This is a genomic window from Leisingera sp. ABM4_103 (genome assembly GCF_056158685.1).
This window is the reverse complement of record NZ_JBSWTU010000005.1, coordinates 1,662,156-1,674,840: the sequence shown is the minus strand read 5'-3', so window position 1 is coordinate 1,674,840 and position 12,685 is coordinate 1,662,156. Positions and strand designations below refer to the sequence as shown.

The following is a 12,685-nucleotide window of genomic DNA, read 5'->3' as shown; positions in this document are numbered from 1 at the left end:
CCGCAGCCTCAAATTCCAGACGCGCGCCTCAGCCCTGGCCTTGGGCCTCCATCAGTGCGCGCAGCAGTTTCTCTTCCGACATGTCGTCTTCGGCGGGCTTGTCGCCATCCGCGCCCATCAGCAGAGCCATGGAATCCTCTTCCGGCTCGTCAACTTCGATCTGGGTCTGGTTGCTCTCGATCAGACGCTCGCGCAGCTCGTCGGCGCTCTGGGTCTCTTCGGCAATCTCGCGCAGGGACACGACCGGGTTCTTGTCGTTGTCACGCTCAACGGTGAGCGGGGCACCAGCCGAGATCTCGCGGGCACGATGCGCTGCAAGCATTACCAGCTCAAAGCGGTTGGGCACCTTGTCTACGCAATCTTCAACCGTCACGCGGGCCATCAGCGACTCTCCAATTCATTCCTGGTCCAGAAGGCAGACATTTACGCCCAAATCTTTCTCTTGACAAGGGCGGAAAACGACGCATCGCACGGGTTACAGGGGGACAACTTCCGCCGCCTCTTCCGGCTTCAGGTCCGCCAGCATCTCAGCCACTGTTTTCTGCAGCACCGGATGCCGCCAGCGCGGCGCGATATCCATAAGCGGCACCAGCACAAAGGCCCGGTCCTGTATGCGCGGATGCGGCAGGATCAGCTGCCCCGGCGCCTCTTGCATCTGCCGCTCCAGCGGCAGCCCGTGCCAGCGGGCGTACCCCGCGGCGTCCGGCAGAACTGCGCCGCCATGATCCAGCAGATCCAAATCCAGCGTGCGCATTCCCCAGCGCTGCTCCCGCACCCGGGCAAACCGCGCCTCAACCTCATGGAGCCGCGCCAGCAGAGCGTCCGCGGACAGGGCGGTCTCCACCGCAACCGCGGCGTTCACATAATCCGGGCCGGCTCCGGCCGGAAAACAGGGCGTGCGAAAGAAGCGCGAGACGCTGCGCAGCCTCAAATCCTCCGCCTGCAGGGCGGCAATGGCCTTTGACAACGTGACTTGCGGCGCATTAGCGTCAACTGGCAGGTTTCCGCCAAGCGCGATCAGCGACAGGTTCCGGTTTGCGGCCATTTTTGACCCTATTTCAGAATGGCAGTATACTTGCGGCAGATGACAAATAACTTACATTAAGTCCACCCGTTTCGCCGATTTCAAGCACTCACTCACGGACACCCGGCCGAGGCGGATATACCGGAAGGAACATTTAATGTTTTACAAAGACGAACGGCTCGCGCTGTTCATAGACGGGTCTAACCTGTACGCCGCGGCCAAGGCGCTCGGGTTCGACATCGACTACAAGCTTCTGCGGCAGGAATTCATGCGCCGCGGCAAGCTGCTGCGCGCCTTTTATTACACCGCCCTGCTGGAGAATGACGAATATTCTCCGATCCGGCCGCTGGTTGACTGGCTGCATTACAACGGCTTCACCATGGTCACCAAACCGGCCAAGGAATACACGGACAGCCTGGGCCGCCGCAAAGTTAAAGGCAACATGGACATTGAGCTTACCGTTGATGCCATGGAGCTGGCACCGCGGGTGGACCATATCGTGCTGTTCTCGGGTGATGGGGATTTCCGCCCGCTGATTGCCAGCCTGCAGCGCCAGGGCGTGCGTGTTTCGGTGGTCTCGACCATCCGCAGCCAGCCGCCGATGATCTCTGACGATCTGCGCCGCCAGGCCGACAACTTCATCGAACTGGAAGAGCTGCGCGACGTGATCGGCCGCCCGCCGCGCGAGCAGAGCGACCAGCGCTCGGCAACCGTCGCGCACGGCTAAGCAGAAGCAACCGCTTCATATCCGGAGCAAGGCGCCAGATGGGGCGGCGCCTGCTCCGGACCAAATCAATCGACCGCCTGGCTGTTTATCTGGTTGTGACGGGCGATTATCTCTTCGGGCCAGCGGCTCTTGATATAGGCCAGCACCGCCAGCATCTCCTCCTCAGTCAGCACACCGGCGTAGCCGCCCATGCGGCTGCGGTAGCCATTGCCGATCAGCTGGGCGACGCCGTGCCTGGTGATCTCCAGCAGTTGCGCGTCCGGGTGATGCCAAGTGTGGCCGCTTTCGTCCTGCGGCGGTGCAGGCAGATAGCCTTCGCTGTCCCGTTGATGCCAATTGGGCTCACCCTGCAAGTCTCCTCCGTGGCAGCTGGCACAGTGGTCCAGATAAATCACCTGCCCAGCGGCCACCGCCTCCGGATCCAGATAGGGCAGGATCCCGACTGCCCGCGTTTCGGCCTCCGCCAGCCAGTAATACGCAGCCGCTGCCACCCCGGCCGCAGCGGTAAAGGCAATCACCTGCTTCATGCTGCCCTCATGCCTGTTGCTATGCCTTTTGCTGTCCAAGGCGGGCTTTTGCCGCCTTCCCCCGCAGGAACCTCCAATCACATACCTGTGATGCCGCCCGGGCACTGGACCTTGCCGCCTGAACCGCTTACCTCTGGCCCGCAAGGAGACGCCCATGACCAAGCCAACCCTGACCCTCTACCTCGCCGCACCGCGCGGCTTCTGCGCCGGAGTGGACCGCGCCATCAAGATTGTCGAAATGGCAATCGGCAAATGGGGTGCGCCGGTCTATGTCCGCCACGAGATCGTGCACAACAAGTTCGTGGTCAACTCCTTGCGTGAAAAGGGCGCGGTGTTTGTCGAGGAACTGGACGAATGCCCCGATGACCGGCCGGTGATCTTCTCCGCGCACGGCGTGCCTAAATCGGTGCCCGCCGCGGCCGAAGCGCGTGAAATGATCTACGTCGATGCCACCTGCCCGCTGGTCTCCAAGGTGCACATCGAGGCGCAGCGCCACGCGGAAAACGGCCTGCAGATGATCATGATCGGCCACAAGGGCCACCCGGAAACCATCGGCACCATGGGCCAGCTGCCCGAGGGCGAAGTGCTGCTGGTGGAAACCGCAGCGGACGTGGCCACGGTAGAGGTCCGCGATCCGGACCGCCTCGCCTATGTCACCCAGACCACCCTGTCTGTCGATGACACCAAGGGAATCGTCGCGGCGCTGGAACAACGCTTTCCCAACATCATCGGCCCGCACAAGGAAGACATCTGTTACGCCACCACCAACCGCCAGGAGGCGGTGAAATCGGTGGCCCCCAAGGCCGACGCTCTCCTGGTGGTCGGTGCGCCCAACTCCTCCAACTCCCGCCGCCTGGTCGAGGTCGGCGCCAAGAACGGCTGCGATTACGCCCAGCTTGTGCAGCGTGCCGATAACATCGACTGGCGCGCGCTGGAGGGCATCCGCTCCGTCGCCATCACCGCCGGTGCCTCCGCTCCGGAACTGTTGGTCAACGAGGTGATCGACGCCTTCCGCGCCCGCTATGACGTGACCGTCGAGGTGGTGGAAACGGCTGTCGAAACCGTGGAGTTCAAGGTGCCCCGCGTTTTGCGGCAGCCCGCATAATCTCCCCGCCGGGTGCAATCCAGGTTACAGAAAACACACCCGCCGCGGGCTAATCATGTTACGCATTAATCCCCGGGTATTTCTTCTGGAGCTGCATTCATGATTACGCTGCACTTTCTGATCACTGCATTTGTTGTCGTCCTCGCCCCCGGCACAGGGGTCATCTACACACTGGCCCTGGGCCTCGGCCAAGGCTGGCGCGCGTCCATTTGGGCGGCGGTCGGCTGCACCTTCGGTATCGTTCCGCACCTCGCAGCCGCCACCCTGGGGCTGGCCGCCGTCCTGCACAGCTCCGCCGTGCTGTTTCAGATCGTCAAGGCGGCGGGCGTCGCCTATCTTCTGTATCTCGCCTGGCAGGCGCTGCGCAGCGGCGGTGTTTTGGCCGTGGATTCCAAACGCACCACCCAGCCCGGCTGGAAAATCGCCTGGCGCGGGGCGCTGATCAACATCTTGAACCCCAAGCTGTCGGTGTTCTTTCTGGCTTTGCTGCCGCCCTTCCTCAGCGGAAATCCCGCCAGCGCCACTTTGGAGATGTCGGTTCTGGGCCTGGTTTTCATGGCAATGACCTTTGCCATCTTTATGCTCTACGGGTTGTTCGCCGCCCAAACCCGCGCCTATCTTCTGAACAGCGAACGGGTGCTGAAGTGGATGAGCCGCGGCTTTGCCGCCGTCTTTGCAGGCCTTGCCGCCCGGCTGGCCGTGGAGCGCGCCTGACTACGCGGCCTGGAGATGACCAGATGAGCGATGACAGAACCATCAGCGTCTATGACGAGCACGCCGCGGAATACGCGGAACGCTTTGCCGGCAGCCCGGACACAGGGGAGGAGGCCGACTTCCAGGCCTTCACCACCCGGCTTCCGGAAGGCGGCACAGTTCTGGACCTCGGCTGCGGCCCCGGCCATTGGGCGGCGCGCTTCAGGGACGCGGGCTACCGCGTGGCTGCGCTGGATGCTTCGCAGGAGATGGCAGAGGCCGCCCGCAGCGCCTATGGGATCGAGGTCACCGTCGCAGGGTTTCATGCCCTGGACGCCGAAGCGGTGTTTGACGGCGTCTGGGCCTATTTCAGCCTGCTGCATGTGCCGCGCGCCGAGATTGCGATTCATCTGTCCGCCATCCGCCGGGCTCTGACCTCCGGCGGCACGTTGTGCCTGGCGATGAAACTGGGCGAGAGTGAAGGCCGCGATGAACTGGGCAGGTTCTATGCCTACTACAGCGAGGATGTACTTCGCGAAAAACTTGAAGCCGCCGGCTTCACCGTGCTCGGCAGCCGCCGCGGCACAGGCAAAGGACTGGCTGGCACCGACGCGGACTTCGTAGTACTGACCGCGCATGCCTGAATTATTTGCTTATACCGACGGCGCCTGCTCTGGAAATCCCGGCCCCGGCGGCTGGGGCGTCCTGCTGCGCGCCATGGACGGTGACACCATCGTCAAAGAAAAAGAACTCAGCGGCGGAGAGGCCGAGACAACCAACAACCGGATGGAGCTGCTGGCCGCGATCAACGCGCTGGAGAGCCTGGCGCGGCCGTCCACCATCACCGTCGTCACCGACTCGGCCTATGTGAAGAACGGCGTCACCGGCTGGATCTTTGGCTGGAAGAAGAACGGCTGGAAGACCTCCAGCAAGAAGCCGGTCAAGAATGTCGAGCTGTGGCAGCGGCTGGACGAAGCGCAGCGCCGCCACAAAGTGACCTGGGAATGGGTCAAGGGCCACGCAGGCCACCCCGAGAACGAGCGCGCGGATGAGCTGGCCCGCGCCGGCATGGCCCCCTTCAAGAAGAAGAAAAGCGCCTGATGCGCAGGGCTGGCGTATGAGCTTTCTGACCCTGCTCGACTACGCCTCGGTGCTGGTCTTCGCCCTGACCGGGGCCCTGGTTGCCAGCCGGGCGCAGCTCGACATTGTCGGCTTTGCCTTCGTCGCCTGCCTGACGGCGGTCGGCGGCGGCACGGTCCGGGATCTGCTGCTGAACCGTGATCCGGTGTTCTGGGTCGGTGACCCCAACTACATCCTGCTGGCAGCGGGCGCCGCGGTGGCGGTTTTCTTTACCGCGCATCTGGTGGAAAGCCGGATGCGCTGGGTGATCTGGCTGGACAGTTTTGCCCTGGCGGTCGCCGTGCCCGCAGGCACCGGCGCGGCGATTGCACTGGGTAAGGGGCCGGTGATCGTGGTGCTGATGGGCATGGCCACCGGTTCGCTGGGCGGGCTGATGCGCGACGTGGTCTGTAACGAGGTCCCGCTGGTCCTGAAACAGGGCGAACTGTACATCACTTGCGCCATGGCGGGCGCAATCACCGCCGTGCTGGCAATCTCCGCGGGGCTGGATCTGCGGTTTGCCCTGCTTGCCTGTGCCGGCGTCTGCTGGACCTTGCGCGCAGGCTCCATCTTGTTCGGCTGGCACCTGCCCGTCTATAAGAGCCGCCCGCCCCGCAGTTGAACCGGATCAGGTGTTTCTGCGGCTGCCTTCCACAGCTTTCAGAAACGCCTGCCCCTCCTCGCTGATCCGGGCCTTGCGGCCGCGGCGGCGGTGCCAGATCTGCGCCATCTCGTGGTATTCCCGCAAACTGGCGTCCCGCAGCAGATCTTCCTTGATCTCCAGCGCGGCAGCGAAATTGTCAGCCAGCCGCCGGTCCTCCGCCTCGTTCCTGTCGAACTTGTGCCAGTAGCCCGGCTCAATGGCCGACGTGAAGTGATTAGCCCGGCCGCGGGCTTTCTTGTTCAGGAACCCGTCGCGGGAGCGCAGTGCGTAATGGTTGAGCTGCGCGGCTGAATATCCGTAACTGCCACGCACGTACAGGGCGCCATCCAGCTCATTCTCGGGCAGGCGGGTGCCATCGGCCAGCTGCCAGTTCACCTCCTCCGGCGCAACTGCCAGGAAGGGGCGGTGGACGCCCATCCGGTCGAATTTCCCATTGTTGCGGAAGGCCGTCTTGAAGAACCGGTGCTCATCCGCACGCCCTTCCTCCGGCTCGGCCCGGACAAAGGCCTGCGGCACAGCGGGATGGTCCGCAGTCCCTATGCCCGCATTTCCGAAGATCCGCCATACAAACGAGACCGCGTCTGCGTCCGGACGCTCTGCCAGAAGCCCCGGCAGCGTGCCTTCGGCGGTATTGATCTGCAAATACTCGTCGACATCCACCACCAGCACCCAGTCGGCCTGGGCTACCTTGGGTTCATACTCCGCCCACATCAGCGCGCTTTTGTGCGGCCCCCGCCGCATCACCCGGCTAAAGCGATGCTCCACCACTCCCATCCGGTGCAGGCAGCGCAGAATATGGTCGGTGGGATCCGAGCAGTCGTTGGTGAAAATAACGAAATCGCTGACACCGATGGACTTGTAGTGGCTGATCCAGTCCAGGATATACGCGCCTTCATCCTTCATGGTGGTCACAACCACCACATTCGGCGCACCGGGCCGGCCGCTGTCCTGTGTCATCTTCAATTGCTCTCCGCCTCTGTTTCCGCCGCTTTTCTTGCGGCGGTTAGGGCACCTTACCCATCGGACAGCTATGTGCAGCAGGAATTGTGCATTCTCCCTCCGGCTGTGTCCCGCGGGCCTCAGCCTGGGTTATCTGCCAAAGTAGCGCTGCCAGAGCCAAATCAGCACCAGGGCGCCCAGAACCGCGCCAACGAACCCGGCCATGAACCCCATCACGGCAAGCAATCCCCGCAGCACCAGCCCGCCCACCAGCGCGCCGGCCATACCGATGCAGACCGTTGTAATAATATCGGTTTCCAACCGCATCAGCCGGGTCGCCAGAAAGCCCGCCGCAGCGCCGATGATGATCAGGGCAATTATGGGCATGCCGCGCCTCCGGTTACAGGCGGCTGCCCCTTTGAACCGGGAAGCCGCGCAGGAATACATCCGGATCCTGCGCGCTTTTGCCTGCCCGTTGCAAGCGCAACAGCTGTACAGCCCCTGCGCCGCAGGCAACCGTCAGGGCGTCATCCAGCACCTCGCCCGGCGCGCCCTGCCCCTCTGCCAGGCGGGAGGCCAAGAGCTTGACGCGCTGGCCTTCGATCTCGCACCAGGCGCCGGGGAAAGGCGATAAGCCGCGGATCTTGCGGTCGACCTCTGCCGCCGGACTGGACCAGTCGATCTGCGCCTCGCCCTTGTCTATTTTCTCAGCATAGGTGACGCCCTCCTCCGGCTGCGCTTCTGGCGTCAGCTCCGGCAGGCGGTTCAAGGCCTCAACGATCAGCCCGGAGCCCATTTTCGACAGCCGGTCATGCAGCTGGGCGGTGGTTTCCTCTGCACCGATCGCAGTGGCCTCGCGCAGCAGCACCGGGCCGGTATCGAGCCCCGCCTCCATCTGCATGATGCAGATGCCGGTTTCCGCGTCGCCCGCCATGATCGCCCGGTGGATGGGCGCAGCCCCGCGCCAGCGCGGCAACAGGCTCGCGTGGATGTTCAGGCAGCCATGTTCCGGAGCATCCAGAATGGCCTGCGGCAGGATCAGCCCATAGGCCACGACCACCGCAATATCAGCGTTCAGCGCTGCAAATTCCGCCTGCTCTTTCGCGCCTTTCAGTGAGACTGGGTGGCGCACCTCAAGCCCCAAGGCCGCGGCGCGGGCGTGGACCGGGGTTGGACGGTCCTTCCTGCCGCGGCCCGCAGGCCGGGGCGGCTGGCAGTAAACAGCAGCAATTTCGTGCCCTGCCTCGACCAGCGCGTCCAGCACCGGTACCGAGAAGTCAGGCGTTCCCATGAAGATGATGCGCATCGGCGTCCCCCGTCTGCACCCCGGTTGCCTTGCCGCACTCGCAGACGGGCTTGCCTGAAACAACGCAGGTTCGCGCCCGGTCCCGGGGTGGGCGTTTCGCGTCCGCCCTGGGGGCGGGGCCGGGCGCGAACCGGGCCGCAGGCGGCCCGGGAGTTCAGTGTTCAGCCTCAGCCGGTCAGCTTCTTCGCCTTGCGGATCAGCATGTCGCGCTTCACCTTGCTCAGCCGGTCAAAGTACATTTTACCGTTCAGATGGTCGATCTGATGCTGGACCGAGGTTGCCTCAATTCCCACAAAATCCTTGCGGTCCACCATCCCTTGCTCGTTGAGGAACCGGACCGTCACGGCCCTCGGGCGTTTGATCTTGGCCGAAACTCCGGGCAGATTGGGACTGGCTTCGTCGTGCTCGCGCAGCTCGACCGAGGCATGCAGGATCTGCGGGTTCGCCAGCTTCACCGCCTTACCGCGCTCGGTGGAGCCATCCACCACCGCCAGCCGCAGCATCACGCCGATCTGATTGGCGGCTAGGCCCACGCCCGGCATCGCCTCCATGGTGTCGACCATGTCATTCCAGATTTCGCGGATCTCATCGGTGATCTCTGTCACCTCTTCAGCCTTAGTGCGCAGGCGCTTGTCAGGCCAGGGCAGGCAGGTGCGGACGGTCATGTCTGGAAATCCCTCAGGCGCGGGCGCGTTCGCGCTTCAGCTTCTGCATCTTGCGGGTGATCATCTGGCGCTTCAGCGGTTTCAGGTAATCAATGAACAGCTTACCGTTCAGATGGTCGATCTCATGCTGCACGCAAGTCGCCCACAGCCCGTCAAAGGTTTCCCGCTGCGCATTGCCGTTGCGGTCCATCCACTCGACCTCTACCACCTTGGGGCGGGTCACCTCGGCATACTGGTCCGGGATCGACAGACAGCCTTCCTCATAGACGCTGGTTTCGTCCGAAGCGGAGATGATTTTCGGGTTGAACATCACCAGCGGGCGCGGGTCGCCATCCTCTTCCTTGACGCAATCCAGCACGATCAGCCGCTGCATAATGCCGATCTGCGGCGCCGCCAGGCCGATGCCGGGGGCTGCATACATGGTTTCCAGCATGTCATCCGCCAGCACGCGCAACTCGTCGCTGAGGTCCGGCACAGCCGCGCAGACCTTTTTCAGGCGGGGATCGGGATGGATCAGGATCTGTCGTTTCATGAAGTTCATGTATGCGATCCGCGGCCCCATCGCAACGCCCCCTTGCGCCCGCCGCTGCAGCGATTAGCTTCGCTTCCAACCACAGGGGAGTTCACCACATGGATTTTGACACGATCATCGACCGCCGCGGCACCCACAGCTCGAAATGGGACAAGATGGAGCAGCTCTTCGGTGTCTCCCCGCAGGACGGCCTGGCTATGTGGACGGCGGACTCTGATTATCAGACTGCGCCCTGTGTCATCGAAGCTGTCAAGAAGGCCGCAGAGCACGGGGTTTTCGGCTATTCCTGGCAGCACCCGGAGTATCTGCAGGCGGTGCAATGGTGGATGAAAACCCGTCATAGCTGGGACATCGAAACCGATTGGGTGCTGACCACCCAAGGTCTGGGCAACGCCATCGCCCTGAGCCTGGATGTCTGGAGCCAGCCCGGCGACGGCGTTGTGATTTTTTCGCCCGTCTACCATGAGTTTGCCCACAAGGTGAACAAGGCCGGGCGCAAGGTCACCGAATGCCCGCTGGCGCGGGACGGCGATACCTACAATCTGGATCTTGATGATGCCCAGTCGCGCCTGAACGGGAGTGAAAAACTGCTGCTGTGGTGCTCGCCTCAGAACCCCTCGGGCCGGGTCTGGACACCGGAGGAACTGCGCGCGGTGGCGGAATTTGCCAAGCGCAATGATCTGATCCTGGTCTCTGACGAAATCCACCACGATCTGGTCTATCCGGGCAGTACCTTCGTGCCGATGGATGTGGCAGCGCCTGAGGCGCGCGCCTGGACCGTTACCCTGACGGCGCCCTCCAAAACCTTCAACATTGCAGGCCAGCGCACCGGCAACATGATCATCCCAGACCCGGACTTGCGCGCCGCTATGCGCCAGCGGCTGAACACGCTGGATTACGACCCGAGCGCGCTTGGTGTCGCAATGATCACCGCGGCCTACTCTCCCGAAGGCGCCGAATGGGTTGATGCCCAGATCGGCCATCTGGAGGGCAACCGCAAACTGTTCGACGATGCGGTCAACGCGCTGCCGGGGCTGAAGTCGCTGCCGCTGCAGTCGACCTATCTGGCCTGGGTCGACTTCTCCGGAACGGGCATGAGCCGCGCGGAATTCATCAAGCGCCTGCGCGAAGACGCCAAAATCGCCACCTCGCCCGGTGACGGCTTCGGCACCGGCGGCGAGTTCATGGAACGCTTCAACCTGGCCACCCAGCGCGCCCGGGTGGAGGAAGCCTGCCGCCGCCTGACCAAGGCCTTCTCGGACCTGCAGTAACCATGAAGCGCCTGCTGCGCCTCCTGGCGCTGGTTGTCCTGACCGGCGCCGCCTGGGCCGCTTGGCAGGCCTTCGCTCCACGCCCGGTGCCGCCGCAGGCCACCGCCGTGGACCGGATCGACCGTATCGACCGTATCCTGATCGAGAAATCCGCCCGCCGCCTGACCGCCAGCAGCGGCGGTGAGACGGTACTGGAATACCCCATCGCGCTGGGGTTCGAACCGGCGGGCGACAAGTTCCAGGAAGGCGACGGCAAAACCCCTGAGGGCACCTTTGTGATCGACCGGCGCAACCCTAACAGTGCCTATCACCTGTCCTTGGGGATCAACTACCCGCAGCCCGAGGACCGCGCCCGCGCGCGCGCCGCAGGGGTCAGCCCCGGCGGCGATATCTTCATTCACGGGCAGCCGAATTCGGTGGGCAGCCTGATCACCCTGCCCGGCGACTGGACCGCCGGCTGCATCGCCGTCAGCAATGAACAGATGGAAACGCTCTGGCGCCTGGCACAGACCGGAACCGAAGTGGAAATCCGGCCCTGATCTGCCGCCTTAGATCTTGCCCTGTGATTGGTCAAAGGGGATCAGCCCGGCGGGACCGTCCGGCGACTTGTAGAAATCCAGCGGCGCCGTGTCGGAGGCAAGCGTCGAACGCTTGAACTCATACCGCATCTCGCCGCCCTCTTCCTCGCTGGCAACAATCAGGCATTGCGACAGGTGGCGGGCCCCTTCGTAAATGTCCACCAGCCCGCGCAGCATCGGCGCGGTATCCGCCTCAACCGAGAACCCCGTCTTCCAGATCCGCAGCACCGGATACAGCTCATTATCCGCCATCACCCGCAGCCGGCTCTTCTTCCGCATCCCCTGCAGGCGGGCGGTGTCCAGCGCTTCCTGCACAGCTTTGGGAACGTAGGTATTCATAGCAGCAGCCTTCCAATCGCTTGGTTTGTCACGGGTCCGTCCTATCAACGGTGCGTCACAAATAGATAAAATCAAGTGAACACTTTCGGAAATTTCACGGCGGCGCAATTTTGTTGCGCTTGTGCAGTGGCGCAGAGGCCTTGCGCGCTGCGCTGCATAGGCGCATGGCCCCGCCATGCCTATGTTTGAACCGCACAGCAGCAGGAGCAGACACGATGGGCCTTTTGATCGACGGGAAATGGCACGACCAATGGTATGACACCGATTCTACCGGCGGCGCCTTCAGACGCAGCGAATCGCAGTTCCGCAACTGGATCACCGCAGACGGCAGTGCAGGCCCCTCGGGCGAAGGCGGCTTTCCGGCGGAAAGCGGGCGCTATCACCTTTACGTGTCGCTGGCCTGCCCCTGGGCCCACCGCACCTTGATCTTCCGCAAGCTGAAAGAGCTGGACGACCACATCTCCGTCTCTGTCGTGCATCCCGACATGCTGGGCGAAGGCTGGACCTTCGAGGCCGATGAACACGGCGCCACCGGCAATTCGCTGTTCGGCAGCTCCCATCTGCACCAAGTCTACACCCGCGCCGATTCCGGCTACACCGGCCGGGTGACGGTACCGGTTCTGTGGGACAAGACGCGAAATACCATCGTCTCCAACGAAAGCTCCGAGATCATCCGGATGTTCAATTCGGCCTTCGATGGGCTCACCGGCAACACCGATGACTATTGGCCGGAAGAGCTGCGCGAGCCGATTGAGGCGGTGAACGCCCGTGTCTACAGCACCGTCAACAACGGCGTCTATAAAAGCGGCTTTGCCACCTCGCAAGAGGCCTATGACGCCGCAGTGGAGCAGCTGTTCGAAAGCCTGGATTGGCTGGAAGACCTGCTGTCGCAGCACCGCTACCTGCTAGGCGACCGCATCACCGAGGCCGACTGGCGGCTGTTCACCACCCTGCTGCGCTTTGACCCGGTCTACCACGTGCATTTCAAGTGTAACCGCAAGCGGCTGGCGGACTACCCGAACCTCTGGGCCTATACCCGCGAGCTGTACCAATGGCCCGGCGTGGCAGAGACTGTCGGAATGCACCACATCGTGCGCCACTATTACTACAGCCACGACACCATCAACCCGCACCGGATCATCCCGGTCAATCCCAGGATCGACTGGATGGAACCGCACCGCCGCGGCTGACCCCCG

The 12,685-nt window shown here is 63.3% G+C and carries 18 protein-coding genes; 9 read left to right on the top strand and 9 right to left on the bottom strand.

The features are described 5' to 3' along the window. Nucleotides 1-28: 28 nt before the first annotated feature. Together rpoZ and folK are read right to left on the bottom strand one after the other, a co-directional pair. Nucleotides 29-382 (bottom strand): DNA-directed RNA polymerase subunit omega, encoded by a 354-nt coding sequence (gene rpoZ, locus ACXAED_RS09705; protein ID WP_475049209.1) that lies wholly within the window; start codon nt 380-382, stop codon nt 29-31. A gap of 93 nt (nt 383-475) precedes the next feature. Next, complete coding sequence (gene folK, locus ACXAED_RS09700; protein ID WP_475049208.1) at nt 476-1,045, bottom strand: 2-amino-4-hydroxy-6-hydroxymethyldihydropteridine diphosphokinase; 570 nt, start codon at nt 1,043-1,045, stop codon at nt 476-478. A 136-nt stretch (nt 1,046-1,181) separates the two neighbouring features. On the opposite strand from folK, the gene ACXAED_RS09695 reads away from it, so the two are divergent. Continuing rightward, the gene (locus ACXAED_RS09695; RefSeq protein WP_008555764.1) at nt 1,182-1,751 is read left to right on the top strand and encodes a LabA-like NYN domain-containing protein; all 570 of its coding nucleotides are present in this window, start codon (nt 1,182-1,184) and stop codon (nt 1,749-1,751) included. Nucleotides 1,752-1,816: 65 nt separating this feature from the next. On the opposite strand, the gene ACXAED_RS09690 is transcribed toward ACXAED_RS09695, so the two are convergent. Then, nucleotides 1,817-2,278 carry a c-type cytochrome gene (locus tag ACXAED_RS09690; RefSeq protein WP_475049205.1) on the bottom strand — a complete coding sequence of 154 codons (462 nt, stop codon included), beginning with the start codon at nt 2,276-2,278 and terminating at the stop codon, nt 1,817-1,819. A gap of 154 nt (nt 2,279-2,432) precedes the next feature. Here ACXAED_RS09690 and ispH point away from each other — a divergent pair, with 154 nt between their 5' ends. The 5 genes from ispH (at nt 2,433) to ACXAED_RS09665 (ending at nt 5,817) form a co-directional block, all read left to right on the top strand. Beyond that, nucleotides 2,433-3,383: a 4-hydroxy-3-methylbut-2-enyl diphosphate reductase gene (ispH, locus tag ACXAED_RS09685; RefSeq protein ID WP_475049204.1), complete on the top strand. Its 951-nt coding sequence runs from the start codon at nt 2,433-2,435 to the stop codon at nt 3,381-3,383. A gap of 99 nt (nt 3,384-3,482) precedes the next feature. Continuing rightward, complete coding sequence (locus ACXAED_RS09680) at nt 3,483-4,097, top strand: LysE family translocator (RefSeq protein ID WP_475049202.1); 615 nt, start codon at nt 3,483-3,485, stop codon at nt 4,095-4,097. A 23-nt stretch (nt 4,098-4,120) separates the two neighbouring features. Further along, nucleotides 4,121-4,720 (top strand): class I SAM-dependent DNA methyltransferase, encoded by a 600-nt coding sequence (locus ACXAED_RS09675; RefSeq protein ID WP_475049201.1) that lies wholly within the window; start codon nt 4,121-4,123, stop codon nt 4,718-4,720. Further along, nucleotides 4,713-5,177, top strand: a complete 465-nt coding sequence (rnhA, locus tag ACXAED_RS09670) for a ribonuclease HI (RefSeq protein WP_475049199.1) — start codon at nt 4,713-4,715, stop codon at nt 5,175-5,177. Before ACXAED_RS09675 ends, rnhA begins: the two co-directional genes overlap by 8 nt. Before the next feature lie 16 nt (nt 5,178-5,193). Then, entirely contained in the window at nt 5,194-5,817 is a 624-nt protein-coding gene (locus ACXAED_RS09665) for a trimeric intracellular cation channel family protein (RefSeq protein ID WP_475049196.1), read from the top strand. A 6-nt stretch (nt 5,818-5,823) separates the two neighbouring features. Here the strand turns inward: ACXAED_RS09665 and ACXAED_RS09660 are convergent, their stop codons facing one another. The 5 genes from ACXAED_RS09660 to def (ACXAED_RS09640) form a co-directional block, all read right to left on the bottom strand. After that, nucleotides 5,824-6,816, bottom strand: coding sequence for a glycosyltransferase family 2 protein (locus ACXAED_RS09660; protein ID WP_475049194.1), 993 nt, complete (start codon nt 6,814-6,816; stop codon nt 5,824-5,826). A gap of 132 nt (nt 6,817-6,948) precedes the next feature. Continuing rightward, on the bottom strand, nt 6,949-7,185 hold the full coding sequence (locus ACXAED_RS09655; RefSeq protein WP_475049191.1) for a GlsB/YeaQ/YmgE family stress response membrane protein: 237 nt from the start codon (nt 7,183-7,185) through the stop codon (nt 6,949-6,951). Nucleotides 7,186-7,198: 13 nt separating this feature from the next. Continuing rightward, a complete protein-coding gene (fmt, locus tag ACXAED_RS09650; RefSeq protein WP_475049189.1) occupies nt 7,199-8,104 on the bottom strand; it encodes a methionyl-tRNA formyltransferase in 906 nt (301 codons plus the stop codon). Nucleotides 8,105-8,271: 167 nt separating this feature from the next. Then, complete coding sequence (def, locus tag ACXAED_RS09645) at nt 8,272-8,769, bottom strand: peptide deformylase (RefSeq protein ID WP_475049188.1); 498 nt, start codon at nt 8,767-8,769, stop codon at nt 8,272-8,274. Nucleotides 8,770-8,782: 13 nt separating this feature from the next. Continuing rightward, nucleotides 8,783-9,301, bottom strand: coding sequence for a peptide deformylase (gene def / locus ACXAED_RS09640; protein WP_475049186.1), 519 nt, complete (start codon nt 9,299-9,301; stop codon nt 8,783-8,785). A gap of 98 nt (nt 9,302-9,399) precedes the next feature. On the opposite strand from def (ACXAED_RS09640), the gene ACXAED_RS09635 reads away from it, so the two are divergent. Both ACXAED_RS09635 and ACXAED_RS09630 read left to right on the top strand, forming a co-directional pair. After that, the gene (locus tag ACXAED_RS09635) at nt 9,400-10,572 is read left to right on the top strand and encodes a MalY/PatB family protein (protein WP_475049184.1); all 1,173 of its coding nucleotides are present in this window, start codon (nt 9,400-9,402) and stop codon (nt 10,570-10,572) included. 2 nt (nt 10,573-10,574) lie between these two features. Next, on the top strand, nt 10,575-11,111 hold the full coding sequence (locus ACXAED_RS09630) for a L,D-transpeptidase family protein (RefSeq protein WP_475049183.1): 537 nt from the start codon (nt 10,575-10,577) through the stop codon (nt 11,109-11,111). A gap of 9 nt (nt 11,112-11,120) precedes the next feature. On the opposite strand, the gene ACXAED_RS09625 is transcribed toward ACXAED_RS09630, so the two are convergent. Further along, the gene (locus tag ACXAED_RS09625; protein ID WP_475049182.1) at nt 11,121-11,489 is read right to left on the bottom strand and encodes a hypothetical protein; all 369 of its coding nucleotides are present in this window, start codon (nt 11,487-11,489) and stop codon (nt 11,121-11,123) included. Between the two features lie 215 nt (nt 11,490-11,704). Between ACXAED_RS09625 and ACXAED_RS09620 the strand changes: the two genes are divergently transcribed. After that, the gene (locus ACXAED_RS09620) at nt 11,705-12,679 is read left to right on the top strand and encodes a glutathione S-transferase family protein (RefSeq protein WP_475049180.1); all 975 of its coding nucleotides are present in this window, start codon (nt 11,705-11,707) and stop codon (nt 12,677-12,679) included. Nucleotides 12,680-12,685: the final 6 nt, after the last annotated feature.